Raw genomic sequence first — 18,990 nt, forward strand, 5'->3', positions numbered from 1 at the left:
TCCCTCTCTACATCCGGAACACGCCGTAGGTCGTGTCTTCTACGGGCGCGTTGGCTGCGGCGGAGAGCCCCAGAGCCAGCACCATCCGGGTGTCGGCCGGGTCTATCACCCCGTCGTCCCAGAGCCGGGCGGTCGAGTGGTACGGGTTGCCCTCGCGCTCGTACTTCTCCAGGATCGGGCGCTTGAACTCCTCCTGCTCCTCCGGGCTCATCTCCTCGCCCCGGTCCAGCCGCACCTGCAAGAGCACGTTCGCCGCCTGCTGGCCGCCCATGACGCTGATCCTGGCGTTCGGCCACATAAAAAGAAGGCGCGGCGAGTAGCCCCGGCCGCACATAGCGTAGTTCCCGGCCCCGAAAGACCCCCCGATGATCACGGTAAAGCGCGGCACGCGCGCGTTGGCGACCGCCATGACCATCTTCGCCCCGTCCTTGGCGATGCCGCCGTTCTCGTACTCTTTCCCGACCATGAACCCGGTTATGTTCTGCAGGAAGATGAGCGGGATCTTGCGCGAGGAGCACAGCTCGATGAAGTGCGTGCCCTTGAGGGCGCTCTCGGAGAAGAGGATGCCGTTGTTGGCGATTATCCCCACCGGGATGCCCATGATCCGGGCGAAGCCGCAGACGAGCGTCTCGCCGTAGAGCGGCTTGAATTCGTGCATCCGGCTGCCGTCCACGATGCGGGCTATGATCTCGCGCACGTCGTAGCTCTTGCGCGGGTCGCGGGGGATGATGCCGTAGATCTCGCGTGCGTCGTACAGCGGCTCCTCGGGCTCCGCCATCTCCCAGGGCCACTCCTTGCGGGTGTTCAGATTCTCGACGATCTGGCGCACGATGGCCAGCGCGTGCTCGTCGTTTTCGGCGTAATGGTCGGCAACACCGGAGATCCTGGTGTGCACCTCCGCCCCGCCCAGCTCCTCGGCCGTGACCTCCTCACCGGTCGCCGCCTTCACCAGCGGCGGGCCGCCGAGGAAGATCGTGCCGTTCCCCTTGACGATGACCACCTCGTCGCTCATCGCCGGGACGTAGGCCCCTCCGGCGGTGCAGCTCCCCATGACCGCAGCGATCTGCGGGATCCCCTTCGCGCTCATCCGCGCCTGATTGTAGAAGATGCGTCCGAAGTGGTCCCGGTCCGGAAACACCTCGTCCTGCAGCGGCAGGTACGCCCCGCCGGAGTCCACGAGGTAGATGCACGGCAGGCGGTTCTGCTCGGCGATCTCCTGCGCCCGCAGGTGCTTCTTGACGGTCATCGGGTAGTAGGTGCCGCCCTTGACCGTAGCGTCGTTGGCCACGATCATGCACTCCCGCCCGGCCACCCGCCCGATGCCCGTCACCATCCCGGCCGCCGGGACCTCGCCGCCGTACAGCCCGTAGGCCGCGAGCGGCGAGAGCTCCAGGAAGGGCGTGCCGGGGTCCAGCAGCAGCTCTATGCGGTCGCGCACGAGCAGCTTGTTCCGCTCCCGGTGCCGCGCGCGGGCCTTCCCGGGGCCGCCCTGCCGGACCTCCCTCGTCCGGGCGCGCAGCTCCTCCAGCAGCTCCTCGTAGGCCCCGGCGTTGGAGCGAAACTCCCCGCTCCTGGGGTCCACGTAGCTGCGGATCTTGCTCATGGCTCGCCTCCGGCAGCCCCCATCAAGTGTTTCTCCGTCTCAAGATCCGATAACACGCGCACCGGTATGGTAGCCACCCCGTCCGGTCCGCGCCACCATCTACGCCCCAGACGCCGAGAGCCCGGCGAGCACCTGCGCGAGCTCGTAGAGCTCGGGATCCAGCGGACGGATCTTGCCGGCTACCTCCGGAAGGGGGATGCGCTCCATCCGGCGGCCCTGGAGCCCGATCATGACCCCCGTCTCTCCGCCGACCAGCGCCTCGACCGCGGCGGCCCCCATGCGGCCGGAGAGGATGCGGTCGTAGGCGAGCGGGCTCCCGCCGCGCTGCACGTGCCCCAGCACCGTGAGCCGGGACTCGAACGCCCCAGGCGTGCGGTTTATGTACTCGTGCAGCTCCGCGGCCGTGAGAGCGGCACCCTCCGCCGCCACGACGATGAAGTGCGGCTTGCCCCTGGCGTAGGAGCGCCTCAGCGCCTCGAGGATGCCCTCCGGGTCGGGCTCGAACTCCGGCACCAGCACGGCCTCGGCTCCGCCCGCGATGGCGCTCATGAGCGCGAGGTAGCCGCAGTTGCGGCCCATGACCTCCACCACGTGCGCCCGCTGGTGCGAGCTGGCGGTGTCCTTGATGCGGTCTATGGACTCCAGCGCCGTGTTGAGCGCCGTGTCCACCCCGACGGCCATCTCCGTGTGCGGCACGTCGTTGTCTATCGTTGCGGGGATGCCGATGGTACCGATCCCGAGCTCGAAGAGCCGCTGCGCGCCGGCCAGGCTCCCCTCGCCCCCGATCACGACCAGGCCACCGATCCCGGCTCCGAGGAGGTTCTCCGCCGCCCGGCGCTGCCCTTCGGGCGTCACGAACTCTTTAGAGCGGGCCGTTCCGAGCACCGTCCCGCCCCGGTGCAGGATGCCGCCTACGGAGCGGTCGTCCAGCCGGCGCCTCCTGTCTTCCAGGAGCCCCTCGTAACCGTTCTCCACGCCCCAGACCTCCCAGCCGCGCTCCAGAGCCGTGCGCGTAACGCCCCGGATGGCCCCGTTCATCCCCGGCGCGTCGCCCCCGCTGGTCAGGACCGCGATCCTCACCGGGGACCGGCCTGCCCGCTCTCCGCGCGGCGGCGCCAGCGCTTCTCCAGGTCCACGACGGGCAGGACGACGAGTCCGAAGAGCGCCGCAAGCAGCCACTCCGCCGCCCCCAGCGGAGCGGTGTGGAAGAGGAAGTTCATGAACGGCAGGTAGACGAAGGCGAGCTGGAGCAGGAGCAGCGCTCCGATGCCAACGAAGATCCACTTGTTGGTAAACAGCCCGACCTCGAAGACCGAGCCGCGCAGGGAGCGGCACTCTATGAGGTAGAAGATCTGGTAGAAGATGATCGATGTTACGGCCATCGTCTGGGCCGCCTCGATCCCGCCGGACCGGAAGCCGTACTCGAAGAGGAAGAGCCCCACCCCGACCAGCGACATGATCAGCCCCACCACGGCGGTCCGGAGGAGCAGGATTCTATCCAGAATAGGGGCGTCCGGGTCGCGCGGCGGCCGGCGCATGGCGTCCGGCTCCAGCACCTCGAAGGCGAGCGGCAGAGCGAGCGCCACCGCAACCACTAGATTGACCCACAGAACCTGCGTCGGCAGCATCGGCAGGAGCGCCTCCCCGCCGACGACCGGGAAGAAGGCCACCCCGATCAGGATAATAAGCGCCTGCCCCACGTTGGTGGGCAGCAGGAAGGTGAGCGCCTTGCGCAAATTGTCGTAGACGCGGCGGCCCTCCTCGACCGCCGCCTCTATGGAAGCGAAGTTGTCGTCGGTGAGAACCATGTCGGCCGACTCCTTTGAGACGTCGGTGCCGGTGATCCCCATCGCAACCCCGATATCCGCCTGCTTGAGGGCCGGCGCGTCGTTGACGCCGTCGCCGGTCATGGCCGCCACCTCGCCCCGGGCCTGCAGGGCCTTGAGGATCCGCAGCTTGTGCTCGGGAGCGACGCGGGCGAAGACGTTCGTCCGCTCGACTTCCCGTATAAGCTCCTCGTCAGAGAGCTCGTCCAGCTCCTTCCCCGTGAGCACCGGCCCGTCTCCCTCCAGCAGCCCGAGCTGGCGCCCGATGGCCGCGGCGGTGGCCTTGTGGTCGCCCGTGATCATCTTCACCGTGATGCCGGCCCGGTGGCAGGCCTCGATGGCCTCTATGGCCTCCTCCCGCGGAGGGTCGATCATGCCCGCGAGCCCCAGCAGCTCGAACCCTCCTTCTACGTCCTCCTCGCTCAGCTCCTCCAGCTCACCCGGCACCTTGCGGGCGGCGAGCGCCAGGACGCGGAGCCCCTCGCCGGCCATGCTCTCGGCCCGCTCCAGAACCTCGCCGGCATCCGGCTCGCAGCGCTCCAGCACCACCTCCGGAGCACCCTTCAGGTACACGATCTGCCCGCCCTCCGGCAGGCCGTGCAGGGTAGCCATGTACCGGCGCTCGGACTCGAACGGGATGGCGTCCCGGCGGGGCCGGAGCTCGCGCACCTCGTCCGCCGTAAGGCCTGCCTTCCGGGCCGCCACGAGCAGAGCGCCCTCGGTCGGGTCTCCGGTGATCCGCCACCGGTCCTCTTCCCGCCTCAGCTCGGAGTCGTTGCAGGCGACCCCCGCCAAAAGCAGCTCGCGCAGAGGCTCGGGGACCTCCTCAATCCTCTCCCCGTTCCGGGAGAGCTCCCCCTCGGGAGCGTACCCCACCCCGCTCAGCTCGTAAGTCTCTCCGCTCCCGGGCGCCCAGAGCTGCCGGACGGTCATCTCACCCCGGGTCAGCGTACCGGTCTTGTCCGTGCAGATCACGGTCGAGCTGCCCAGCGTCTCGGCGGCCGGCAAATACCGGATCACGGCCCGCCGGGCGGCCATGCTCCTGACCCCGATGGCCAGGGTTATCGTGATGACGGCCGGCAGCCCCTCGGGTATGGCGGCGACCGCGAGCGCCACCGCTGCGAGCACCGCGTCGGCGAGCGGGAATCCCCGGAACAGCCCCAGAACGAGCAGCAGGAGGGCGACGGCCAGTATGGCGACCGCGATCCACTTCCCGACCACGGCTATCTGCTTTATCAGGGGCGTCTCGACCTCCTGGGCCTCCTCCAGCATGGCGGAGACCCGGCCGAGCTCCGTGTCCCGGCCCGTCGCGGTGATTACCGCCGTGGCGGTCCCGCCGGCCACGAACGAGCCGTTGTGCACCATGCTCGTCCGGTCGGCGACCGGCGTATCCTCAGCCACCGGCTCCACGTCCTTGGAGACCGGGACCGACTCGCCGGTGAGCGCCGCCTCGTCCACCTGAAGCCCGCGGACCTCCAGCAGCCGCGCGTCGGCCGGCACCCGGTCCCCGGCCTGCAGCAGCAATATGTCTCCGGGGACCAGCTCGGCGGCGGGCACCATCTCGCGCCCGCCGTCTCTTAAGACCAGCGTCTCGTCCGGGACGTAGCTGGCGAGCGCCTCAATCTCCTTGCCGGCCCGGTACTCCTGCATGAACCCGATCAGGGTGTTCGCCACCACGACCGCCAGGATCACCAGAGCATCGATGGTCTCGCCCAGAACCAGCGCCAGAAGCACCGAGGCCAGCAGCACCCAGATGAGGGGGTTGTTGATCTGGCGCCAGAGGATCTCGAGCACCCCCTCGCGCGAGGTGCTCTCGATCACGTTCGGCCCGTATTTCTCCAGCCGGCGGGCGGCCTCCCCGGAGGTGAGCCCCCGTCCGGCGGAAACCCCCAGCTCCTCCAGCACCCGCTCGGCGGGAAGGGAGGCCGGATGCTCCTCGATCTTCTCCGTCAGCAGGTCAGCCATGACCCCTGAGTCTACCCCTCCCCCGGGCTCACCGGTGTTGAAACGCTCACCCTCCCGGCACGACGAGCACCGGACAGCGCGCCGCCCGCAGCACCTTCGTGGAAACGCTGCCGAGGCGCCCGCGGTCAATCGTCCCCGGACCACGGGCGCCGACGGCGATGAGGGCACAGCCCGGCCCCTCTTCTGCGGTCCGGATGATGGACGTCGCAGCATCGCCCACGAACGGCCTGACCCGGATCCGCAGCTCCCTCCCGCCCTTCGAGAGCTCCGCCGACCGCTCCTCAAGAGCGGTCCCGGCATCCCGCAGAAGCTCCTCCTCCCGTCGCTCCGTCAGGTCCCGGTCCGAGCGCGCCGGCAGCGAAAGTGCCGGGTGAGAGCGCACCAAGATCAGCTCCGCGCCGAACGTCTCCGCAAAACGCGCCGCCAGCTCCACGGCTGACCGGGCCTCATGCGAGCCATCGTCCCCGGCGACTACTCGCTGCGGCGGCCACGCCTCGCCGTCTCTCAGAACCAGCACCGGGCAAGCCGCCCGGTGAGCTATGCCCTCCGAGACGCTGTCCAGAGCGAGGCGTTTGAGCGTGCCGAGCCCCCGGCTCCCCACGACTATGAGGTCCGCCCGGAGCTCTTCGGCCAGCTTCAGCACCGTCTCAACCGAACGCCCCTCCCTGAGATGGGCTCCCGCCACTTTCCCGCCCAGCTCCTCGACGCGCCGGACCTCCGCCTCTAGCACCTCCCGTCCCTGACGCTCCAGTTCACGCCGGATGAAGCCGCGGGCGTGCGGCGAGGGGATGTCGTGCCAGACGTGGACGACGTGCAGCCCGGCCCCGAGCCGGCCACACAGGTCCACCGCCGCCCGGGCGGCCAGAGCCGCGTCCTCAGAACCATCGGTGGACAGCAGGATCTCACCCAGGGGTGCTTCGCTCATTGAGGCTCCCTTCTCTCTCGACCCGGAGCCGGGGATCCGTTCCGGGCACAGTACGGCGCAGCAGCCGCTCGGCCCGCTCGAAGAACCGGGTCCGGTCGAGCAGCGGGTTCCAGACCCCGACGGTGATGCAGTAGTAGGTGTCGTAGGGGCTCTCGTGATGGATGTCGTGGTGCCGCTTGGAGAGGATCACACCCCAGTCCTGGAGCCGGGCCACCCAGGCCGGAGGCTCGTCCATGTGAGCCCACTTGTGGAACTGGTTGGTCAAAAACACGGCCCCGGCCAGCAGGAGGAAGAAGGTGCCGAAGAGAAAGCCCCACACGGTGGTGCTCACCGGCACGGCGAGCCAGACTACCAGCATGAACGGGACGCTCACCAGGCTGTTGTTGCCGTTGGTGTCCACGAAGTCGTGACGGACGATCCCGGTGGGATCCGTGTGGTGGTCGCGGAAGGGCTTGATGAAGTTCGGACCGAAGACCGGCGTCTTTGCAGAACCGAAGTTGTCCAGCAGGAAGTGCACGAACCCGGAGAGCAAATCCGCCACCAGGTAGGCCGCGACCGCCAGCAGCGGCAGCGCCAGCAGGTAAGCGGTCCCAGGCACACCCCGGTATATCTCCGCTCCGATCAGAGCCGCCAGCAGGAAGAACGCCGCGATGCCCAGGTACTCCAATACCCGGTGCCCCGGAGAGGTTCCGGACCGGCTCTTCGAAACCGAACTCTGACTCATACTTTGCCTCCCAACACTAGACTTCAATTTACCCGATCCTACGTCTTTGGACATGCTCCCGATCACGAGTCTCCGCGCATGAGAACAATAGCCGGAAGCAGCGGAACGCCACTCCGGCCTGCGGCTTGACACGCACCGGGCGGCGGATACCCTGACCCCGGGAGAGTCTCCCCGAGGAGGTGCAGGCCGCATGGAGTGGGGCTTCGTGGTTCTGACCTTGCTCGCCGCAGCACTGGCGGCAGGCGGGGTGCGAGTTCTCGGCGAGCACGAGCGGGGCGTGGTCTTCCGCCTGGGCCGGCTGCGAGGCGGGGTCCGGGGTCCGGGTCTCACGTTCCTGATCCCGGCCGTAGATCGGATGTTCCGGGTGCACGTGGCCCCGGAGGAGCTCGCCATCGGCGAGCAGAACCTGCCCACACGCGACGGCGGGCTGCTCTGTTTGAGCACCGGTGTACGCTACCGGGTGGCCGATCCCATAAAGAGCGTCAGCACGGTCGCGGACGCGCGAACCTCCGTGCGCCACGCGAGCGAAAGGGGCCTGCGGAGCCTCTCGGCCCGCCGGAACCTCGAAGATTTCTTCGAGCGCCGGGACGTGCTGGAGGGCGAGCTGCAGGATATGCTCAGCGAAGCGCTCCGACCGTTCGGCGTCGCAGTGATGGCCGCGACGCTCCACACCGTCGAGATTCAGAAGAAGCCGGAGTGAGCCTCACGTGAAGAAGTCCACAAGCTGCAGGTTCTCGAACTCGGCGGCGAGAGCCGGCGGCAGCTCGGCCCGCTCGGGGAGCGGGCTGGCACTCCGGGCAACCTCCAGGAAGGCGGCCACGGCCCCCACCACCGGTACGTCCTTGCGCAGAAAGACTACTATGGGACGGCGTGGCGGCTCGGCATCCTCTATCCGCACGAGCGCAAGACGCCCGTTCTCCAACATCCGGGCGACCGACGAGCGCGGCAGGAGGGATACCCCCAGCCCCCGCTCGACCATGCGCTTGGCCGCCTCTATGTTATCCAGCTCCATGACCCGGGGAGCGGAGACGCCAGCGGTCCGGAACATGGCCCGGGTGAGATCGTAGTAGCTGGAGGTGCGGTCGAAGAGGATCAAATGCTCCCGCCCTACCTCCTCCAGCGTCACCTCACCCCGCTCAGCGAAGGGGTGGCCCGGGCTCACGACCAGCACGAGCTCGTCCTCGTAGAGCGGAAGACTCTGAATGTCCGGATGACGCATCGCCCGGCCGAGCCCGAGCTGCACCTCCTCCCGCAAAACCATCTCCAGCACCTCCTCAGAGTGCCCGGTCCGTACCGAGACCTCCACCCCCGGGTGCGCCTCAACGAAGCTCTCCAGAAGCTGCGGCAGCGCATACGTGCTCACCCCCGGCGAGGCCGCAACCGTAAGACGGCCGCTCTGAGCCTCCCTCAGCGCCTCGATCCGCTCCCGCCCCTCCCGCAGCGACGCCACCGCCCGCTCCGCATACGGCAGAAAGACCCGCCCGGCATCCGTCAGCCGCATCCCGCGCCCGGTGCGCACGAAGAGCTCCTCCCCCAGCTCCTGCTCCAGCGCCTTCAGGCGCGCCGTGAGCGTCGGCTGCGTCAGAAACAACTCCTCCGCCGCCCGGCTCAGATTGCCCAGCCGGGCAACCGCCAAAAACCCCTCTATCTGCCTCAGAAGCACATCCACTCCCCATAAACTTTTTCTATAAATATAATTTAAGCAAACAATTGGAATTATATCAATGTGTGGGTTAGAGTCCCTGGCAGTTGCAGGCGGGCATTTCGAGAAAGGAGGCGAGACGGATGATTCCCATCCACTACAGGGACTCTGAGACGGAGGAGGAGTTGGGTCGCGGCTTTGAGGAGACGCTGCCGCGGGTAGGGCAGTCCGTCTTCGTCGAGGACGTTGGGGAGTGCCGGGTGGTCTACAGGTGGCAGTGTGGTCCTGGGGCGAGCGTGGCTTACGTGCGCAGGGTCTTGCCCGAGGAGAATTACTCGGCTTAGAATCCCTTTTAGCTGCTGTAGAGTCGAGTTGTTAGAAGGGAGTGAGGGGCGCTCCCGGCACCTTCGGCGCTGGGAGCGTCGGAAGTCTTATGAGCCACCGCGAGCGCAAGTTCCCAGCAGGCATTGAGTTTCCGGCGGGCATCTACGAGGAGTACGCGGAGATCCTTTCGCCCGAGGCGGCGGGCTTCGTAGCGAAGCTGGCCCGGGAGTTCACTCCGCGGGTGCACGAGCTGCTCCGGAGGCGTGAGGAGCGTCAGCGGGAGTTCGACGCGGGCGTAAAGCCGGACTTCCTTCCGGAGACGCGCGAGATCCGTGAGGGGGATTGGACCATAGCCCCCGTGCCCGACGACCTGCAAGACCGGCGGGTCGAGATCACGGGTCCTCCGGACCGCAAGATGCTCATCAACGCGCTCAACTCCGGGGCGAGCACCTACATGACGGATCTGGAGGACGCCAACTGCCCCACCTGGCGCAATATGCTGGAGAGCCAGTACAACATCCGGGATGCGGTGAACCGCACCATCACCTACGACGATCCGGAGACGGGGCGGCACTACGAGCTCAACGACGAGGTATCCACCCTCATCGTACGTCCGCGGGGCTGGCATCTCTTCGAGAAGCACATGCTGGTGGACGGTGAGCAGGTGCCCGCTCCCCTCTTCGACTTCGGGCTCTGCTTCTTCCACAACGCCGGGAGGCTCATCGAGATGGGCTCGGGCCCGTACTACTACCTGCCCAAGATGGAGAGCCACCTGGAGGCGCGCCTCTGGAACGACGTGTTCAACATGGCTCAGGACGAGCTCGGCATCCCGCGCGGAACTATCAAGGCCACCGTACTCATAGAGACGATCCTGGCCACCTTCGAGATGCACGAGATCCTTTACGAGCTCCGGGAGCACGCGGCGGGTCTCAACTGCGGCCGCTGGGACTACATCTTCAGCTTCATCAAGAAGTTCCGCAACACGGACATAATCCTGCCCGACCGGGCCCGGATAACGATGACGGTCCCGTTCATGCGGGCCTACACCCTGCTGACCATCAAGACGTGCCACAGAAGGGGCGCGCACGCCATCGGCGGCATGGCGGCCCAGATCCCGGTCAAGGGGGACCCGGAGCAGAACGAGAAGGCGTTCGCCGCCGTGCGCGCGGACAAGGAGCGCGAGGCGAAAGACGGCCACGACGGGACCTGGGTGGCTCACCCCGGCATGGTCCAGACCGCCAAAGAGGTCTTCGACCAGTACATGCCACAGCCCAACCAGATAGACAAGAAGCGCGAGGACGTCCACGTAACCGCCGAAGACCTGCTGGAACCGCCGGAGGGCCCAATCACGATGGAAGGCTTCCGCAACAACGTGAGCGTGGGCGTGCAGTACCTCGGAGCCTGGCTGGCCGGCCGCGGCGCGGTACCCATCTTCAACCTCATGGAGGACACGGCTACGGCCGAGATCTCCCGCGCCCAGGTGTGGCAGTGGATCCACCACCCCAAAGGCATCCTGGAAGACGGCACCGAAGTCACGGTGGACCTGTTCCGCCGGGTGCTGGCCGAGGAGCTGGAGAAGATCAAGAACGATATAGTCGGGCCGGAGCGGTTCGAGAGAGACGAATTCGGTAAAGCCGCCGAACTCTTCGACAGACTCTCCACCCAGGATGAGTTCGTCGAGTTCCTCACCATCCCCGGCTACGACTACCTGGAGTAGAAAGGAGCCAAAAGAGAGAAGACCCCAGGCGGAAGCGGCCCGAAAAAACCCGGCGGCCCGCTTCCCCAGCTTCGGATTCCTATTGTAAGTGCATACAGCAGATATATTCTGGAAGCATGGGAGGAGAGAGATGAGTACGACGAACGGGAAGGCGGATGCTGTGCGGCGGATAGCCGAGAGCTGGCGTTCTGAGCGGTGGGAGGGGATTGAGCGTCCCTACAGCGCTGAGGACGTGGAGCGTTTGAGGGGATCGGTCGTGATCGAGCACACGCTCGCCCGGCTGGGTGCGGAGAGGCTGTGGTGGCTGATGCGGGAGCGGCCGTTCGTGCGGGCGCTTGGGGCGCTCACGGGGAATCAGGCCGTGCAGCAGGTCAAGGCGGGGCTGGAGGCGATCTACCTCAGCGGCTGGCAGGTGGCGGCTGATGCCAATCTGGCGGGGCACATGTACCCGGACCAGAGCCTGTATCCGGCCAACAGCGTGCCGCACGTGGTGCGGCGCATAAATCAGGCGCTGCAGCGGGCGGATCAGATCGAGCACGCCGAGGGTGAGAACGGCAGGTACTGGTTCGCTCCCATCGTGGCCGATGCTGAGGCCGGCTTCGGTGGGGCGCTGAACGTGTTTGAGATCATGAAGGCCATGATCGAGGCCGGGGCTGCGGGGGTGCACTTCGAGGACCAGCTGGCTTCGGAGAAGAAGTGCGGGCACATGGGCGGCAAGGTCCTCATCCCGACCGCGCAGGCGATCCGGAACCTGATCTCCGCCCGGCTCGCCGCGGATGTCTGCGGCGTTCCTACGATCCTCATCGCCCGCACCGACGCCGACGCCGCCAACCTCATCACCTCCGACGTCGATCCGGCCGACGAGCCCTTCCTCACCGGCGAGCGCACCATGGAGGGCTTCTACCGCACGAAGGCGGGCCTCGAGCAGGCCATAGCCCGCGGCCTCTCCTACGCCCCGTACGCCGACGTGGTGTGGTGCGAGACCTCCACCCCGGACCTCGGAGAGGCCCGGGAGTTCGCCGAGGCCATCCATGAGAAGTTCCCCGGCAAGCTGCTGGCCTATAACTGCTCACCCTCGTTCAACTGGAAGAAGCACCTCTCCGAGGAAGAGATGGAGAACTTCCAGGAGAAGCTCGGGGAGCTGGGCTACAAGTTCCAGTTCGTGACGCTGGCCGGGTTCCACGCGCTCAACTACTCGATGTTCGAGCTGGCGCGCAAGTACCGGGAGCGCGGCATGGCCGCCTACTCCGAACTGCAGCAGGCAGAGTTCGCAGCCGAAAAGTACGGCTACACCGCTACGAAGCACCAGCGCGAAGTCGGCGCCGGCTACTTCGACGAGGTGGCGCAGGTAGTCGCAGGCGGCATGGCCTCAACCACCGCCCTCACCGGCTCCACCGAGGAGGCGCAGTTCAACGACTAGCGAGAGGGGGCGGTAACCCGCCCCCTCCCCTACATGACCCCCGCGGGGCCTCCGGAGACGTAGAGCGTCTGCCCGCTGATATAAGACGCCTCGTCGGAGACGAGGAAGGCGACGGCGTTGGCGATGTCCTCGGGGGTGCCCATCCTGCCGAGCGGGATCTCCTTGGAGATGATCTCCTTCATCTCCTCCAGCGTGATCCCCATCCTCTCCGCCGACTGCCGGACCATGTCGGTCTCGATCCAGCCCGGAGCCACCGTATTTACCGTGATGCCGAACCTGCCGAGCTCAATCGCCAGCGTGCGGGCCATGCCCTGTAACCCCGCCTTCGCCGAAGCGTAGTTGGTCTGCCCCCGGTTGCCGAGCGCCCCAATGGAAGAGGTCATGATGATGCGGCCGTAGTTCCGCTCCACCATGTGCTTCTGAGCCGCTCGCGAACACAGAAAGCTCCCCTTCAGATGTACGTCTATCACCCGGTCCCAGTCCTCCTCACTCATCTTGAAGAGCAGGTTGTCCCGGATGATGCCCGCGTTGTTGACCAAAATGTCCAGCCGCCCGAAACGGTCCACGACCCGCTGCACAGCAGCCTCCACCTGCCCGGCATCGGATACGTCGCAACCGATCGCAATCGCCTCCCCACCAAACCCCCGAATCTTCTCCACCGTGCCGCGCGCAGCCTCCTCCGTGATGTCCAGCACGGCGACTTTCGCCCCCTCCTCAGCAAGCTTCACAGCCTCGGCAGCCCCAATGCCCTGACCAGCACCAGTCACCAGAGCCACCCGGCCATGTAGCCTTCCCGCTCCGTTCTTGCTCGTCATGCCTCCCTCTTCTAGAGAAGTAGCCTGCAAGATCTGCTCATATCTTCTAACTAGATAAATATACCATGACTATATATATGCCAAACCATGATAGCGGTTTCCGGGGGTGTTCATGCGCTTAAGACCCGCGGGAGAGATCTCTCCCGCGGGTCTTTAAGGGCGGGGGTTTACTATTTACATGTAGATTCCGCCGTTGATATTGAGGGTCTGGCCGGTGATGTAGTCGCCGTCCACGACGAGGTAGCGGACGGCCCGGGCCACCTCTTCGGGTTTGCCGATGCGGCGCAGGGGGATGCGCTTGAGGATCTTCTCCTGCACCTCTTCGGGGACGCTGGAGAACATATCGGTCTCGATGAAGCCGGGGCAGACGGCGTTGACGGTGACGTTGTAGCGGGCGAGCTCGATGGCGGCGGTCTTGGTGAACCCGATGATACCGGCCTTGGCGGCCGAATAGTTCGCCTGTCCGAGGTTGCCGGCCTGTCCGACGAACGAGCTTATGTTGACGATAGCACCGCTCTGCTGCTCCATGAAGTGCGGCAGGGCGGCTTTGACGGTGTAGAAGCAGCTATTCAGGTCCACCTGCACGACCCTGTCCCATTCTTCGGGGGTGAGCTTCTTCATCGTGCGGTCTATGTTGATACCGGCGTTGTTGACCAGCACGTCTATGCGGCCGAACTCGTTCACGGTATCCTCTATGAGGCGGGCGGCCTGTTCGGCGTCGGCCACGTCGGCCTGGATCGCCACGGCTTTTTGCCCTCCGTTGCTCTTGATGCTCTCGACCACTTCCTGGGCCGGCCCCTTGCTGCGGGAGTAGTTGACGACCACCTTCGCGCCCCCGGCGCCCAGTTCCTCCGCGATAGCCCGCCCTATGCCTCTTCCGGCACCCGTAACCACGGCTACCGCGCCCTCGAGTCTCGCCACGGGCTCCTCCTTTCGACACGTTTTCCCCGGCTTACGGCCAGCATATTAACGAGCCCGGGGGTTCCGGACTAGATGTGATGGGCACCTAACTGCGGAAGCGCTGCGGGCGCCTACTTCGAGCGCGGCCCCAGCCAGCCGCTCACCTTCGGCCAGAGTCCCTTCTTCGCACCGCGACCGGTCATAAGCCCGACGTGCCCAGCATCCAGTACGAAGAACTCCTTATCCTCGCTGGAGATCAGGTCCATAGCCGCTTCGGCCTGCGGGATGGTGCAGATGTGGTCCTTCTTGCCCGCGATAGAGAGGAACGGGCAGCGGATATTGGAGAGGTCCACCCGGCGGCCGCGGAGCCGGATCTCCCCTTTGACAAGCTTGTTCTGCTGGTAGAAGTCCCGGATCCACATCTTAAACGCCTCGCCGGGGAAGGGGGGGCCGTCGTTGACCCACTTGTTCATGGCCAGCCAGGTCTCCATCGGCTTGTCCTGCATGATACGGTCCCACATGGTGACGTAGGTGCCGATGTAGTTGGTGACGGGTTTCAGCATCCGGTTGCCGGTATCTATCATCTCGCCCGGAATGTTACCGAAGGCGTCCACGAAGTCGGCCACATCCATGTACTTCTCGCCGGTGAAGAGCCTGTAGAGCCCGATGTGTTCGGTGGCGAAGTCCACCGGAGCGGTGAGCAGGATCAGGTTCCTCAGCCTCTCCGGGAAGAGGGCGGCGTACATGGCGCTCATCGTGCCGCCCATGCAGTAGCCAAGCAGGGAGAACTCCTCCGTACCGGAGGTGCGCATCACCTTGTGGGCGGCCCGGCGCATGTAGTCCATGACGTAGTGCTCGAAGGAGAGCCCCGCGTCCTCGTCGCCGGGGATGCCCCAATCGAGCATATACACGTCGAAGCCCTCGTCGGTCAGGTACTCGATAAAGCTGTTACCTGGGAGCAGGTCGAGCACGTAGGGCCGGTTTATGAGGGCGTAGACGATGAGGAGCGGCACCCGGTGCCGCTTTTCGGCGTACGGCTGGTAGCGGTAGAGCTTCGCCTTGTTCTTGGTCCAGACGACCTCTTTAGGGGTCTGGCCGGTCTCGGCGCGCGCACCTTCCAGGACTATCTTCATCCCCTGCCGGTACTTATCCAGAAAGTCGTCGAAATCTCCGGGGATGATGCTCTGCGGCTCGATCATCTCCTAGCTCTCTCCCTTCCTGCGCACGTCCTCGACCGTGATCTGGCCCTCGGCCCCCGTTCCCCGGACCTCCCGGAGGTCCACCCCGAGCTCCGCGGCCCGGCGGCGGGCGGCCTCGGTGGCCCGGATCTCGCCCCCGTTGCTGCTCTCAAGCCGCTCCACGGCGGCGAGCAACCGGTCCAGCTTCTGCTCCACCCGCTCTATGCGCCGCTCCATATCCTCCATCCGGCCGGAGCCGGCGGCTTCGGTCTCAAGTTCCTCCTCCATGCGGTCTACCTTGTCCTCCAGCGCGATGACGAGGCTCGCCACCCGCGCTATGTCCGAGCGGGTGGGGAGCTGGAGATTCCTCCAGTACTCCTCCGAGGTGCGGCGCATTACCTTATACGCGCTCGTGTAGTGCTCGAAGAAACGGCTGGAGGCCTCCAGAAACTCCTCGCGCTGGATCACGTCCTCGAGGAATCTGGAGAAGGGACCGCTGGTGGCGTTGTACCACTGGAGCATGGCGGCCATGGGATCGGCCGGAAGGCTCTCCGCCTTCATCAGGTTCTCCCGCACCTCCTCCATCATCTGCATCCAGCGCGGAGCCAGCTTCAAGGCGTCCAGAGAGGCGGACGCCGTCTCCCGGTAGGTCTCGGCAGACTTGTCCATCCAGCGCTTCATGCTCTCCCGGACCTCGGTGCCATCCGGCCCCGGAACGCCGCCCATGCCCGGCATGCTGCCCGCGCCGACGCCCTCCTCCACGCGATCCCGGCTCCGCTCCATAAGATCGAACCAGTAGCGGTAGAGACCGTAGGGATCGACGAGCATACGACTCCACATCCTGGATGCGGTTTCATACCACTCCTTCCAGAGATCCGCATGGTTATTCCCCTGCTTCGCCTCGGGCATTATTACCGCCGCTCCTTTCGGAATCCGCTACGAAACCGTGCCGCTCTGCATTCTACCGCGCCTCGACAGGAAAAGGCGGGAGCGCATACTCGATGCGCTCCCGCCCCCGCGCCGGCAACGGGCTCTAGCTTCGACCGCCGGCGTGCGCCCTGAGCGTCTCCACGACGCTCGGATCGGCGAGCGTGGTCGTGTCCCCGAGGTCCTCCTGCCCCTCCGAGAGCCTGCGCAGGATGCGGCGCATGATCTTGCCGCTCCGCGTCTTCGGCAGGTCGGGGGTGAAGATGATCTCCTGCGGCCGGGCGTGGGCCCCGATCACCTTCCTCACCTGCTGCCGGAGCTCCTGAGCCATCTCGTCATTCCCCTCATGACCACCCTCGAGGATCACATAGGCCACGATCGCCTGACCGGTCTCCTCGTCGTGACGGCCGATGACCGCCGCCTCGGCGACCGAGGGATGCCCGACGAGCGCGCTCTCGACCTCCGCGGTAGAGATGCGGTGGCCGCTGACGTTTATCACGTCGTCTACCCGGCCCGTGATCCAGAAGTAGCCGTCCTCGTCGCGCCGGGCTCCGTCGCCAGCGAAGTACACATCACCGTACTTCTCCCAGTAGGTCTCCCGGTAGCGCTGCGGGTCCTTATACAGGGTGCGCAGCATCCCCGGCCACGGGCGCTTGATGACCAGATTCCCCGAGCCCTCACCCTCGATCTCGTTGCCGGCGTCATCGTAGATGCCGGCGAAGATGCCGGGGAAGGGCCGCGTGGCACTCCCGGGTTTGGTCGTCGTGATCCCGGGCAGCGGCGTGATCATGATCCCACCCGTCTCCGTCTGCCACCAGGTGTCCACGACCGGACAGCGGCCGCCACCGACGTGCTCGTGGTACCACTCCCACGCCCTGGGGTTGATGGGCTCCCCAACGCTCCCCAGGAGCCGCAGGCTGGAAAGATCGTGCTTCTCAATGTCGGCCGTCCCCTGCTTCATGAACGCCCGGATGGCCGTCGGAGCAGTGTAGAGAATGTTCACCCGGTGCCGCTCGATTATGTCCCACCAGCGGTCGCTCGCCGGATAGGCCGGCGTACCCTCGAACATCAGGACCGTCGCGCCGTTGGAGAGCGGCCCATAGACAATGTAGGAGTGGCCGGTGACCCACCCGATGTCCGCCGTGCACCAGTAGATGTCGTCTTCCTTGAGGTCGAAGACCCAGTCGGTAGTGGTGTTCACGTGGGTCAGGTAGCCGCCGGTGGTGTGCACGATGCCCTTGGGCTTGCCCGTAGAGCCCGAGGAGTAGAGGATGTAGAGGATGTCCTCCGAGTCCATCTCCTCGGCCGGACACTCCGGATCGGCCCCGGCCATCAGCTCGTGCCACCAGTGGTCGCGCCCCTCGACCATGCTCACGTCGTCCCCGGTGCGCCTTACCACCACCACGTTCTCCACCGACGGCGCATCCTCCAACGCCTCGTCGGAGTTGGCCTTGAGCGGCGTCCTCTTGCCGCCGCGGGGACCGCTGTCGGCAGTCACAAGCACCCGGGCCTCGCAGTCGTTGATCCTGTCGCGCAAAGAGTTGGCACTGAAGGCCCCGAAGACTACCGAATGCGGAGCCCCGATCCTCGCACAGGCCAGCATGGCTATGGGAAGCTCCGGAATCATGGGCAGGTAGATGGAGACCGGATCCCCCCGCCTCACCCCTAGAGACTTCAGCACATTGGCAAACTTCTCGACCTCGGCCTTCAGCTCCGAGTAGGTGAGCGTGCGGGTGTCCCCCGGCTCATCACCCTCCCAGATAATGGCCGTCTTCTCACCCCGCCCCTGCTCTACCTGGTAGTCCAGGCAGTTGTAGGAGGCATTGATCTTGCCGCCCACGAACCACTGCACCTCGGGCGGGTCCCACCGGAGCACCTCATCCCACTCCCTGAACCAGTGCAGCCGCCGGGCCCTCCCGGCCCAGAAAGCCTCGGGATCCCGCGCCGCCTCCTCGTAGATGCCGGCGTCCCTGACGTTTGCCCGAGCGGCGAATTCCTCCGGCGGCGGATAGGTGCGGACCCGCGTCTGCTCCTCCGTCATCTCTAAAACCTCCTTCTCCCTGAGAGAACATGCGACCGGAGGACGCCTCCCCCGCTCTATCGGTTTTTAAGTATACCCGAATGCAAATGCGGCAAACACCCGCAGCAGAATACCCCCCGCCATCAAAATATTCACACCGTCCTGTGAATATGTGCACAACACATATAGTGGTTTGGCGGCAGAATTCCGGGTGAGATGAGAAGCGTGGCCATACATTCCGGGATCTTGCGCGGGCATGTGGAAGCACTGGCCGGGATGGCGGCTGCCGGCCGGGGGATGCGGCGGGCGGTGACGGAGCGGTTGCTCGCGGAGAGCGTCTTTCTGGGCGGGGCATTGAGGGCTCCGCCGAGCGTTGCTGTGGCGTTGTTCCGGGTGCGGGAGAGCGTGGGTTCGCAGCGGAAGGTGAGGCTGAGGGATGGTCTGGAGGTACCGGTGCGCGAGATCCGGCCCGAGGACGCGGCGGCGCTGCGGCGGTTTCACTCGCGGCTGAGCGAGCGTTCGATCCGGCTGCGTTTCTTCGGGCCCAAGCCCGAGCTCACCGGAGAGCGGGCGCGCTACTTTGCCGAGGTGGACGGCGAGGACCGGTACGCGCTCGTCGCGCTGGACCCGGAGGATCCGGACGAGATCATTGGGGTCGTGCGCTTCGACCGCGACCGGGAAGACGGGGAGGCCGCCGAGTACGCCGCCGTCGTGGAGGACCGCTGGCAGGGCAGGGGTCTGGGCTCCGCCCTGACGCGCGAACTCGTCGGGGCGGCACAGGAGCGCGGCGTGAAGCGCCTGAACGCGCTGGTGATGCCCGGAAACCGGCCGATGATCCGGCTCCTCCGGCACCTGGACCTGCCCGAGAAGATGTACCGGGAGGATGGCGTGGAGCGGGTCGAGATCTCGCTCAGCCAAGAGGCGAAACGTCAGAAAGTTCTGCGGGAAAACACGAATTATAACGCCTGAGCCCTTCCCCATCACCACCTCCAAATGGAATAATT

The 18,990-nt window shown here is 66.0% G+C and carries 16 protein-coding genes; 5 read left to right on the forward strand and 11 right to left on the reverse strand.

Annotation, left to right across the window (positions count from 1 at the left end):
* Positions 1-7: 7 nt before the first annotated feature.
* From E0L93_RS10825 to E0L93_RS10845, 5 genes are all read right to left on the reverse strand, one after another.
* Positions 8-1,603 carry a carboxyl transferase domain-containing protein gene (locus E0L93_RS10825; RefSeq protein ID WP_132691785.1) on the reverse strand — a complete coding sequence of 532 codons (1,596 nt, stop codon included), beginning with the start codon at positions 1,601-1,603 and terminating at the stop codon, positions 8-10.
* Positions 1,604-1,702: 99 nt separating this feature from the next.
* Positions 1,703-2,683 (reverse strand): 6-phosphofructokinase, encoded by a 981-nt coding sequence (gene pfkA, locus E0L93_RS10830; RefSeq protein ID WP_207890442.1) that lies wholly within the window; start codon positions 2,681-2,683, stop codon positions 1,703-1,705.
* On the reverse strand, positions 2,680-5,394 hold the full coding sequence (locus E0L93_RS10835) for a cation-translocating P-type ATPase (protein ID WP_132691787.1): 2,715 nt from the start codon (positions 5,392-5,394) through the stop codon (positions 2,680-2,682). Before E0L93_RS10835 ends, pfkA begins: the two co-directional genes overlap by 4 nt.
* A gap of 46 nt (positions 5,395-5,440) precedes the next feature.
* Positions 5,441-6,319 (reverse strand): universal stress protein, encoded by an 879-nt coding sequence (locus E0L93_RS10840; RefSeq protein ID WP_132691789.1) that lies wholly within the window; start codon positions 6,317-6,319, stop codon positions 5,441-5,443.
* A complete protein-coding gene (locus E0L93_RS10845; RefSeq protein WP_165874304.1) occupies positions 6,297-7,043 on the reverse strand; it encodes a fatty acid desaturase CarF family protein in 747 nt (248 codons plus the stop codon). Before E0L93_RS10845 ends, E0L93_RS10840 begins: the two co-directional genes overlap by 23 nt.
* A gap of 190 nt (positions 7,044-7,233) precedes the next feature.
* Between E0L93_RS10845 and E0L93_RS10850 the strand changes: the two genes are divergently transcribed.
* A complete protein-coding gene (locus E0L93_RS10850; RefSeq protein ID WP_132691793.1) occupies positions 7,234-7,743 on the forward strand; it encodes an SPFH domain-containing protein in 510 nt (169 codons plus the stop codon).
* Between the two features lie 3 nt (positions 7,744-7,746).
* Here E0L93_RS10850 and E0L93_RS10855 read toward each other — a convergent pair whose 3' ends face one another.
* Positions 7,747-8,706 carry a LysR family transcriptional regulator gene (locus E0L93_RS10855; protein WP_132691795.1) on the reverse strand — a complete coding sequence of 320 codons (960 nt, stop codon included), beginning with the start codon at positions 8,704-8,706 and terminating at the stop codon, positions 7,747-7,749.
* Between the two features lie 122 nt (positions 8,707-8,828).
* On the opposite strand from E0L93_RS10855, the gene E0L93_RS10860 reads away from it, so the two are divergent.
* From E0L93_RS10860 to aceA, 3 genes are all read left to right on the forward strand, one after another.
* Complete coding sequence (locus E0L93_RS10860) at positions 8,829-9,029, forward strand: hypothetical protein (protein ID WP_132691797.1); 201 nt, start codon at positions 8,829-8,831, stop codon at positions 9,027-9,029.
* Positions 9,030-9,118: 89 nt separating this feature from the next.
* Positions 9,119-10,726, forward strand: a complete 1,608-nt coding sequence (gene aceB / locus E0L93_RS10865) for a malate synthase A (RefSeq protein ID WP_132691799.1) — start codon at positions 9,119-9,121, stop codon at positions 10,724-10,726.
* Between the two features lie 130 nt (positions 10,727-10,856).
* Entirely contained in the window at positions 10,857-12,146 is a 1,290-nt protein-coding gene (aceA, locus tag E0L93_RS10870; protein WP_132691801.1) for an isocitrate lyase, read from the forward strand.
* Between the two features lie 29 nt (positions 12,147-12,175).
* Here the strand turns inward: aceA and E0L93_RS10875 are convergent, their stop codons facing one another.
* The 5 genes from E0L93_RS10875 to acs all read right to left on the reverse strand — a co-directional run bounded on the left by E0L93_RS10875 (position 12,176) and on the right by acs (position 18,007).
* Positions 12,176-12,961, reverse strand: a complete 786-nt coding sequence (locus E0L93_RS10875; protein WP_132691803.1) for a beta-ketoacyl-ACP reductase — start codon at positions 12,959-12,961, stop codon at positions 12,176-12,178.
* A 174-nt stretch (positions 12,962-13,135) separates the two neighbouring features.
* On the reverse strand, positions 13,136-13,882 hold the full coding sequence (locus E0L93_RS10880) for a 3-oxoacyl-ACP reductase family protein (RefSeq protein WP_132691805.1): 747 nt from the start codon (positions 13,880-13,882) through the stop codon (positions 13,136-13,138).
* Positions 13,883-13,992: 110 nt separating this feature from the next.
* Positions 13,993-15,060, reverse strand: a complete 1,068-nt coding sequence (gene phaC / locus E0L93_RS10885; RefSeq protein WP_132691807.1) for a class III poly(R)-hydroxyalkanoic acid synthase subunit PhaC — start codon at positions 15,058-15,060, stop codon at positions 13,993-13,995.
* Positions 15,061-15,063: 3 nt separating this feature from the next.
* Positions 15,064-15,867, reverse strand: coding sequence for an E3 binding domain-containing protein (locus E0L93_RS16140; RefSeq protein ID WP_207890443.1), 804 nt, complete (start codon positions 15,865-15,867; stop codon positions 15,064-15,066).
* Positions 15,868-16,072: 205 nt separating this feature from the next.
* The gene (gene acs, locus E0L93_RS10895; RefSeq protein ID WP_132691809.1) at positions 16,073-18,007 is read right to left on the reverse strand and encodes an acetate--CoA ligase; all 1,935 of its coding nucleotides are present in this window, start codon (positions 18,005-18,007) and stop codon (positions 16,073-16,075) included.
* A 195-nt stretch (positions 18,008-18,202) separates the two neighbouring features.
* Between acs and E0L93_RS10900 the strand changes: the two genes are divergently transcribed.
* A complete protein-coding gene (locus tag E0L93_RS10900; protein ID WP_132691811.1) occupies positions 18,203-18,955 on the forward strand; it encodes a GNAT family N-acetyltransferase in 753 nt (250 codons plus the stop codon).
* Positions 18,956-18,990: the final 35 nt, after the last annotated feature.

The sequence above is a fragment of the Rubrobacter taiwanensis genome (genome assembly GCF_004337705.1).
Classification (GTDB): Bacteria; Actinomycetota; Rubrobacteria; order Rubrobacterales; family Rubrobacteraceae; genus Rubrobacter_C; species Rubrobacter_C taiwanensis.